We start from the raw sequence: 8,459 nt of genomic DNA on the forward strand, positions 1-8,459 counted from the left end.
TCCCGCTGCCGGGAGGCGGGGCACGGTTCGTTGGGGACCGGTACGGAGGGCGGCGCGGCCCTGCGGTACGGAGGCGAGCGGCCCGGTGTGAGGACAGCGGTTCCCGGCGGTACGAAGGTCAGCGGCCCGTCGCCCGTTCGACCCGTCCGCCGTGCGCCCGGCTGCCCCCGGGTCCAGGCTGGAGAGGCGATTCCCCCTTGTGGTGCAGCCGCGGCTCGCGGGCCGCAGTACGGCCGAGGAGATCCAGCCCATGCGTATGACCCGGCGACCGGTCCCCGCCCTGGCCCGTACGGCCCCTGTCCTGGCGGCGACAATACTGCTGTGGTCGACCCCCGAGGCATGGTCGCAGGAGCCCGGTCCCACCCCCTACCGAGCGGACTGCCGCACCGAGATCGAGGGTTCGCGCGCCACCGCGTACTGCCACAACCCCTACCCGGTTCTGGACCGCATCCAGCTGCACGTGGAGTGCGCGCGCTGGTGGGACGTCGACACCGACAGCGCGCCCGCGGATGTGCCTCCCGCCGGTGATCTGCTGCTGACCGACCGGTGCTGGAAAGAGGTACGCAGCGCCTGGGTGAGCCATCAGCCCGTCAACGGCGCTCCCGGCGCTTCCGGCGCTTCCGGAGCCCCCGCCGCTCCCGGCGGCTGACCGCCGCAGAAGGGGTAGGCGGCGGCCTCCCGCGCGGCCGTCTCCCCGTCCCCCGCGGTGATCGCCTCGATCAGCCGCTGGTGGTCGAGGGGGCCGTCGGTGAGCGGCTCCTCCCCGACGTCGTCGCGCAGCCAGTCCCGCAGGAGATCACCGAGATCGGCGTAGAGGCCGCTGAGGACGTCGTTGTGGGCGGCGGCCACCACCGCCTGGTGGAAGGCGGCGTCCGCGATGACGAAACGCTCCCTGTCGCCGGAGTCCCATGCCTCCTGGCGGCGGTGGAGCGCGGTGGTGAGCTGGGCGAGATCGTGTGCGGTGCGCCGCTCGGCGGCGAGCCGGGCGGCGGACGACTCCAGGGTGGCGCGTACCTCGGCCACATGGCGCGGGTCGGCGTGGGAGAAGCGGCGGTGCATCACCCCGGCGAGTTCGCTGGTGGCGAGGACATAGGTGCCCGAGCCCTGGCGGATGTCCAGCAGGCCGTTGTGGGCGAGGGCGCGGACCGCCTCCCGCACGGTGTTGCGGGCGACCCCGAGCTGTTCGACCAGTTCCGGTTCGGTGGGGATCCGCGAGCCGACCGGCCACGCGCCGGAGGTGATCTGGTTCCGCAACTGGGTGATCACCTGGTCGGTGAGTCCGGAGCGCCGGGGGGAGGTCAGGGACATCGTGCTCCTTGCGCGGCCGTGGGCTGGATCAATCGTCCGATGATTCTATGATGGGCTCATGCGCCGTCCGTCCGATGAGTTCGAGCTCCCGCCCGCGCCCACGGTCCACGCCGTCACCGACCGGAACGAAGCCCCCACCGGACAACGGGGTTCCCCCGTCACGGACCGTACCGCCGCCGGGGTGCCGTCACGCGCATCCGCGTGGCTCACCCGGCTCGTCATCGTCGGGATCGTGCTCGCCGCGATCAATCTGCGCCCCGCCATCACCAGCCTCGGCGCGCTCCTGGAGGAGGTCAGCGCCGGGCTCGCCATGAGCGGTACGGTCGCCGGTCTCCTCACCTCCGTGCCGCCCCTGTGCTTCGCGGTCTTCGGTGTCGCCGCGCCCCGGCTCGCCCGCCGCTTCGGGCTGGCGGCCGTGGTCTGCGCGGCGATGGTGGCCATCGCCGCGGGGCTGCTGGTACGCCCGCTGACCGGCGCCACCCCGGCCTTCCTCGCCGTCAGCGCGCTCGCCCTGGTCGGCATAGCCGTGGGCAACGTACTGATGCCCGCGATCGTCAAACGCCACTTCCCGCGCCAGGTCGGCACGGTCACCGGGCTCTACTCGATGGCCCTCGCCCTCGGCACCTCCGTCGCGGCCGCCGTCACGGTGCCCCTGACGGACGGGCCGCTCGGCGGCGACTGGAGGCTCGGCCTCGGGGTGTGGGCACTGCCCGCCGTGGTGGCGGTGCTGCCCTGGCTGCTGCTCGCACGGGAGGCCCGGGTTCCGGCCCGAGAGGCCCGCGTTGCCGCCCGGGGCGCGCGGGCGGCCTCCCGTACGCCGTCGGCCACGGCACCGCTCCACGGCAGTACGGAGGAGACCACCCCGCGGGTCCGGCGCAGCCCCACCGCCTGGGCGCTCGCCTGCTTCTTCGGCCTCCAGGCGACCGGCGCGTACATCACCATGGGCTGGATGCCCCAGATCTACCGCGACGCGGGCGTCCCGGCCGGGACGGCGGGCGCGCTGCTGGCCGTGACCATGGTGATGGGCGTTCCGCTGGCCTTCGTGATCCCCCGGCTCGCCGCCCGCCTTCCGCACCAGGGCCCCATCGTGGTCGTCCTGGGGCTCTGCGGACTCGCCGGGTACACCGGGCTCTGGCTCGCCCCCGCCGCCGGGGCCTGGGCGTGGGCGCTGCTCCTGGGCTTCTCCAACTGCGCCTTCCCGCTCGCCCTCACCATGATCGGGATGCGGGCGAGGACCGGTGCCGGAGTGGTGGGCCTGTCGGCCTTCGTCCAGTCCACCGGCTATCTGATCGCCATCACCGGACCGCTCCTGGTGGGGGCGCTCTACCAGCACACCGGTGGCTGGGACGCGCCGATCGCGCTGATGGCGGGGCTGTTGCTGCCGCAGATCGCCTGCGGGGTGCGCGCGGGGAGGGACCGGACGATCGAGGACGAGACCGGGATGCGAGACTGACCCCATGCCTGTGCTCGACCCTAATCCGCCGAACGGCCAGAAGAAGCTCCTGCTCGTCTTCGGGACGATGATCGGTCTCTTTGTCGTGATCGGAATCCTCGCCACCATCGTCTCCCCCTGACCATCGCCCGCTCCCGCCCGGAAACCAGGGGTCACCCCCTGGGGATCCGGGCGCCGGTCGTCGGGGGTCCGGGCGCTGGGGGTCCGGGGTCCGGGCTCGCCGCCGGGAAGCCGGGCGCCGCCTCGGTCGTGCCGGGCCGGTCCCGCTGCGCCGTGCCGGGCAGCGCCGGTTCCGCTGTGCTGTCGCCACTGTGACCGGTTCCGCTGTGTCGTGTCCCCTTCCGCCGATCCCGCGGGCCCTCCAGCCGGAGAACTCCGTACGCCGGGACGGCACGGCACCGTTCCGCTCCTCAGATCTCCCGGATCCCCTCCCACCTCCAGTGCCTCCAGTCCTCTCAGTCCCCTCAGTCCCCTCAGTTCTCCCAGTCCTCTCAGCTCCCCGATCCCTCCCGATGGTGGGGTTAGCCCCCCCATCCCCTAGGGGGTGAGACTCAGGGACAACTGGGTGGGACTCCGGATGGGCGGCCGATGCGACCGTCCGTAGGTTGGGTGCATCGCTCGCAGACCTGCCGATGAGATTCCGGAGGCGGCCATGTCGGCCCACCTGCCCAGCCCCACCCGGACCGAGGGGCGTGCCGCCACCACCCTGCCCTGGTGGGCGCTGGTCCTGCCGGTGCTCGCCTTCGCCGTCCTGCTGACGCTGATAGCGGACCCGGCCGAGGCGGGGGCGGCGACGGGGGAGTCACCGGCCGCCCGGATCGTTCTCCAAATCCAGCTGTTGTTCACCCGGTGACGGCACGCCGACCGCCGGAAGGACCCCCTCCGAGGGAGGCCGTCAACACCCCGCGCCCACTGGCGCGTTTCATGCGAAGCTGGGGACCATGAGCGTCGCCACCTCTTCTGGAAAGACACCCTCCGGCCCCTCCGACTTCCGCAGGATCGTTCTCCTCCGCCACGCGAAGGCCGACTGGGGACAGGAGGCCGACCACGAGCGTCCGCTGGCCGAGCGCGGCCGCAAGGACGCCCCCGTGGCGGGCCGCCGCCTCGCGGACACCGGTATCCCCTTCGGCCTGGCCCTCTGCTCCACCGCAGTCCGGACCCGTGAGACCTGGAAGCTCGCCGTCCATGAGCTGCCCGAGCGTCCCCGTACGGTCTATGAGGAGCGGCTGTACGAGGCGTCGCTCGGCGAGATCATCGCCCTGCTCAACGAGGTCTCGGACGAGGTGCGCGATCTGCTGGTCATCGGCCACAACCCGGGGATGCACGCCCTCGCCGACGCCCTCGCCGGGGAGGCCGAGGGAGACGCCCTGGCCCGGATGAACCGCAGCGGCTTCCCGACCTCCGCCTTCGCCGTGCTCACCTTCACCGGCTCCTGGAAGGCCGTGGAGCACGGGGTGGGCACGCTCGTCGACTACTGGAACCCGCACAGCTGACGGGCCGGACCGTTCCCCGCCACCGGTGACCGGAGCGGGCCCCGTCCGTGGCGAACCGGCTTCCTGAACCGGCGCCGCGAACCTGCCGCCACCCGAGCACCGCGCGGACGGTACGGAAACGACCGGGGCCCCGGCGCCGCGAGGCGTCGGGGCCCTCCGGGGCGGAGCGTCGGTTCAGTGCTCGGCGTTCTCGCCGTCCGCGGCCTCGACCTCCTCGCGGGTGATGCCGAGCAGATAGAGCACGGTGTCCAGGAAGGGCACGTTCACGGCCGTGTGCGCGGCCTCCCGTACCACCGGCTTGGCGTTGAAGGCGACTCCAAGACCGGCCGCGTTGAGCATGTCCAAGTCATTGGCGCCATCGCCGATGGCCACCGTCTGGGCCAGCGGGACCCCGGCCTCCGCGGCGAACCGGCGCAGCAGCCGGGCCTTGCCCGCCCGGTCCACGATCTCACCGGTCACCCGGCCGGTGAGCTTGCCGTCCACGATCTCCAGCGTGTTGGCGGAGGCGAAGTCCAGCCCCAGCCGCTCCTGGAGATCATCGGTGACCTGGGTGAACCCGCCGGAGACCACTCCCACTTGGAAGCCGAGCCGCTTGAGCGTACGGATCAGGGTGCGCGCGCCCGGGGTCAGCCGTACCTCGGCGCGGACCTTGTCGACGACCGAGGCGTCCAGCCCCTTCAGCAGGGCCACCCGGGCGTGCAGGGACTGCTCGAAGTCCAGCTCCCCGCGCATCGCCGCCGCCGTGACCTCGGCGACCTCCTCCTCGCACCCCGCGTGCGCGGCGAACAGCTCGATCACCTCGTCCTGGATGAGAGTGGAGTCCACATCCATCACGACCAGCCGCTGGGCCCGGCGGTGCAGACCGGCCGAGACCACGGCCACGTCCACGCCGATACCGGCGGCGCCGGTCGCGAGTACCGTGCGGAGCATCTCCGTCTCGACCCCGGAGACCGCGAACTCCACGGCCGTCACGGGGTACTTCGCGAGCCGGAAGATCCGGTCGATGTTGCCGCCGACGGAGGTGATCCTGGCCGCTATGGCCGCCGTCGACTCGGCCGTCAGCGGGTGCCCGAGAACGGTGACGTGGGAGCGGCCGTGACCACGCGGCCGGTTGTCGCCGGTGCCCGAGATGATCTCCGCCTGAAGCTTGAGGGACTCGGCCCAGCTGTGCACCGTGGCCCGCAGCCTCCCCTCGTCGGCACCCGCCGTCGTGGGGGCCGTGACCAGGGCACACAGCACCAGGCGGCCCCGGGAGACGACCTGCTCGATGTCGACGACTTCGACGGAGTAGGCGGCGAGGGTGTCGAAGAGTCCCGCCGTGATGCCGGGACGGTCCTTGCCGAAGATCTTGACGAGAAGCGTACGTACGTCGGAGTTCTGCGAAGCGCTCATGGTCTCTCCACCGTATCCGGCGAATGTTACGGCGAGACGCGCCGTCCCGAAGGGCGGACAGTACGGCCCAGGGGCAGGGCGAACGCCCTGACCACGGTGTGCCGTGGCGGGTGCCCTCAAGATCGCTGGCCCGCCGCCGAGCCCGGTCGGGGCGCCTGACATAGTGCTCCCGAAGTTCACCATCCCGGGCATCCCCGTCATGGCGGCTGTTCCGGGCGAACGTAGTGGGGCGCGGAGTGCGGGAAATCGTACTGGAAGTCGGCGGGAGGACCTGGAACCTCGATCCGTCCAGGTCGTACGTGGTGGGGCGGGCCCCGCAAGGGGATGTGACGCTGGCGGACGCACGGGTCTCCTGGTGCCATGCCACGGTCCACTGGTCCGGTCACGGCTGGCAGATCGAGGACCACGGCAGCACCAACGGCACCTATGCGCACGGGCGGCGGGTCGAACGGACACCACTCGCCGTCGGGGTGGAGATACGGCTGGGAAACCCGCAGGACGGGCCACGGCTGACACTGTCGGACCGTACGGACCAGCCACGGGAGCCGGAGACAGGGCCGGGGCAACAGCGGGAGCCGACGCCGGAGCCGACGCCGGAGTCAGGACCGCGACGGGGGCCACACCGGAACCAGGACCGGAACCAGGACCAGGATCGCGACCGGGACCGGGGTCGCGGCCCCATCACCCTCCATCGGCTCGTCGCCGGGCGCGTGCTGCGCATCGGCCGCGCGCTGGAGAACGACCTGGTGGTGGCGGATCTCCAGGTCTCACGTCAGCACGCCGAGTTCATCACGGCCGCCGACGGCCGCCACCACATCCGTGACCTGGGCTCCCACAACGGCACGTATGTCAACGGCGAACCCATCGCCCCCTCCAGCACCGTCGCCATCGGTGCCGGGGACACCGTGGGCGTGGGCCGCTCCGCCTTCCGCGTCGCCGGGGACACGCTGGAGGAGTCCATCGACACCGGGGCGGTCTCCTTCTCCGCTCGCGAACTGACGGTCACCGTCGAGGGCGGGCGGACGATCCTGGACGCCGTCTCCTTCGATGTCCCCGAGAAGTCGCTGGTCGGGGTGGTGGGGCCGTCCGGTTCCGGAAAGTCCACGCTGCTCAGGGCGCTCACCGGCTACCGCCCCGCCGACACCGGCGATGTCCGGTACGACCAGCGCAGTCTCTACCGGCACTTCGCCGAGCTGCGCCGGCGCGTCGGGCTGGTGCCCCAGGACGACATCCTCCACAAGGAACTGACCGTACGGACCGCCCTCGCCTACGCGGCCCGGCTGCGCTTCCCCGGCGACACCGCCGAGCCGGAGCGCCGGGCGCGGATCGAGGAGGTGCTGCGGGAGCTGAAGCTCGACATCCATGCGGACAAGCGGGTCGCCTCGCTCTCCGGAGGTCAGCGCAAGCGGGTCTCCGTCGCCCTCGAACTGCTCACCAAGCCCTCGCTGCTCTTCCTCGACGAGCCGACCTCCGGTCTCGACCCGGGCATGGACCGCGATGTGATGCGCCTGCTGCGCGGCCTCGCCGATGACGGCCGCACTGTGCTCGTGGTCACCCACTCCGTCGCCGAGCTGCATCTCTGTGACCGGATCCTGGTGATGGCCCCCGGCGGGGCGGTCGCCTACTTCGGGCCCCCGGCCGAGGCGCTCCCCTTCTTCGGGTACGCCACCTGGGCGGATGTCTTCGCCGCCTTCGAGACGTACCGCGACCACGACTGGGGCGGCCGCTGGCGCGGCTCCGCGCATCACCGGCTCTACGGCGCGCCGGACCCGGCCGCCACGGTCCGCGACCGGGGCGAGGCCGCCCCCGACCGCCGTGACGGCGCCGAAGGCGCGGCAGGGGGCCCGGCCGTCCTTCCCCCGCCCCGGCGGGTCCACTCGCCGGGGCCCCGGAGCTGGGGCGCGCAGCTCGCCACCCTGGTCCGCCGCTATCTGGCCGTCATCGCCGCAGACCGGGGCTTCCTCGCCCTCATGGCGGCACTGCCGGTCGTCCTCGGTCTGGTCAGCGTGGTGATCCCGACCGACTACGGACTGGCCGCGCCCGACGACGGCGCCTCCCCCTACAACCGTGAGGCGGGCACGATCACGCTGATCCTCACCGTGGGGATGTGCTTCACCGGCGCGGCCAACTCCGTACGCGAGCTGATCAAAGAGCGGGTGATCTACGAAAGGGAACGGGCGACCGGGCTGTCCCGGTCGGCCTATCTGCTCTCCAAGGTGATCGTGCTCGGTCTGATCACGACGGCGCAGTCCCTGATCATCTGCGCCATCGGGCTCATCCCGCGCGAGCTGCCCGCCGACGGGGTGCTGCTGCCGTCCGCCGTGGAGCTGGTGCTGGTGATCACCGCGATCGGCTTCACCTCGATGATGGCCGGGCTGGTGATCTCCGCCCTGGTACGCACCGCCGAGAAGACCATGCCCCTGCTGGTGATGTTCGCCATCGTGCAGATCGTCTTCACCGGTGTCCTCTTCCAGGTGTACGGATCGCCGGGGGTGGAACAGCTCGCCTGGCTGATGCCCTCCCGTTGGGCCGTCGCGGGCGCCGGAGCCACGCTCGACCTGGGACGGCTGATGCCGCCGTGGGATCCCCGGAACCCGGGGAACCTCGACCCCCTCTGGGCGGCCACGGCGGGGCAGTGGGGGCTGAACCTGGCCGTGCTGCTGGCGATGGGGGCGCTGTGCGGGGTCGTGGTCGCCCGGCTGCTGCGGCGGCACGAGCCGGAGGTCATGCGGGGCTGAGGACGCCCCGGGACCGGCCCGCCGCGGCGCCCGGGAACGGACGAAGGGCGGCACCCCCCGAGTGGGGGGTGCCGC

8 protein-coding genes are annotated in these 8,459 nt (G+C 72.3%); 6 read left to right on the forward strand and 2 right to left on the reverse strand.

All coding sequences use genetic code 11. The features are described 5' to 3' along the window. Positions 1-250: 250 nt before the first annotated feature. Positions 251-649 (forward strand): hypothetical protein, encoded by a 399-nt coding sequence (locus ACFVIM_RS29445; protein WP_384307573.1) that lies wholly within the window; start codon positions 251-253, stop codon positions 647-649. Here ACFVIM_RS29445 and ACFVIM_RS29450 read toward each other — a convergent pair. Then, positions 583-1,308 (reverse strand): FadR/GntR family transcriptional regulator, encoded by a 726-nt coding sequence (locus tag ACFVIM_RS29450; protein ID WP_384307575.1) that lies wholly within the window; start codon positions 1,306-1,308, stop codon positions 583-585. The two genes, ACFVIM_RS29445 and ACFVIM_RS29450, sit on opposite strands and share 67 nt — an antisense overlap. Positions 1,309-1,366: 58 nt before the next feature. Between ACFVIM_RS29450 and ACFVIM_RS29455 the strand changes: the two genes are divergently transcribed. The 4 genes from ACFVIM_RS29455 to ACFVIM_RS29470 all read left to right on the forward strand — a co-directional run bounded on the left by ACFVIM_RS29455 (position 1,367) and on the right by ACFVIM_RS29470 (position 4,254). Next, positions 1,367-2,761, forward strand: a complete 1,395-nt coding sequence (locus ACFVIM_RS29455) for a CynX/NimT family MFS transporter (RefSeq protein ID WP_384307578.1) — start codon at positions 1,367-1,369, stop codon at positions 2,759-2,761. A 4-nt stretch (positions 2,762-2,765) separates the two neighbouring features. Further along, complete coding sequence (locus ACFVIM_RS29460) at positions 2,766-2,882, forward strand: SGM_5486 family transporter-associated protein (RefSeq protein ID WP_384307581.1); 117 nt, start codon at positions 2,766-2,768, stop codon at positions 2,880-2,882. A gap of 531 nt (positions 2,883-3,413) precedes the next feature. Further along, positions 3,414-3,614: a hypothetical protein gene (locus ACFVIM_RS29465; protein WP_384307584.1), complete on the forward strand. Its 201-nt coding sequence runs from the start codon at positions 3,414-3,416 to the stop codon at positions 3,612-3,614. 88 nt (positions 3,615-3,702) lie between these two features. Continuing rightward, positions 3,703-4,254 (forward strand): SixA phosphatase family protein, encoded by a 552-nt coding sequence (locus ACFVIM_RS29470; protein WP_384307586.1) that lies wholly within the window; start codon positions 3,703-3,705, stop codon positions 4,252-4,254. Positions 4,255-4,428: 174 nt separating this feature from the next. Here the strand turns inward: ACFVIM_RS29470 and serB are convergent, their stop codons facing one another. Continuing rightward, positions 4,429-5,646, reverse strand: coding sequence for a phosphoserine phosphatase SerB (gene serB / locus ACFVIM_RS29475; RefSeq protein ID WP_384307589.1), 1,218 nt, complete (start codon positions 5,644-5,646; stop codon positions 4,429-4,431). Between the two features lie 224 nt (positions 5,647-5,870). On the opposite strand from serB, the gene ACFVIM_RS29480 reads away from it, so the two are divergent. Beyond that, a complete protein-coding gene (locus ACFVIM_RS29480) occupies positions 5,871-8,384 on the forward strand; it encodes an FHA domain-containing protein (RefSeq protein ID WP_384307592.1) in 2,514 nt (837 codons plus the stop codon). Positions 8,385-8,459: the final 75 nt, after the last annotated feature.

The organism is Streptomyces sp. NPDC057638 (assembly GCF_042800315.1).
In the GTDB taxonomy this organism is placed as follows: Bacteria; Actinomycetota; Actinomycetes; order Streptomycetales; family Streptomycetaceae; genus Streptomyces.

Coding starts and splice junctions, on each gene's coding strand:
- serB (WP_384307589.1), bottom strand. CDS start 5,646: ATGAGCGCTTCGCAGAACTCCGACGTACGTACGCTTCTCGTCAAGATC.
- ACFVIM_RS29470 (WP_384307586.1), top strand. CDS start 3,703: ATGAGCGTCGCCACCTCTTCTGGAAAGACACCCTCCGGCCCCTCCGAC.
- ACFVIM_RS29460 (WP_384307581.1), top strand. CDS start 2,766: ATGCCTGTGCTCGACCCTAATCCGCCGAACGGCCAGAAGAAGCTCCTG.
- ACFVIM_RS29465 (WP_384307584.1), top strand. CDS start 3,414: ATGTCGGCCCACCTGCCCAGCCCCACCCGGACCGAGGGGCGTGCCGCC.
- ACFVIM_RS29450 (WP_384307575.1), bottom strand. CDS start 1,308: ATGTCCCTGACCTCCCCCCGGCGCTCCGGACTCACCGACCAGGTGATC.
- ACFVIM_RS29445 (WP_384307573.1), top strand. CDS start 251: ATGCGTATGACCCGGCGACCGGTCCCCGCCCTGGCCCGTACGGCCCCT.
- ACFVIM_RS29455 (WP_384307578.1), top strand. CDS start 1,367: ATGCGCCGTCCGTCCGATGAGTTCGAGCTCCCGCCCGCGCCCACGGTC.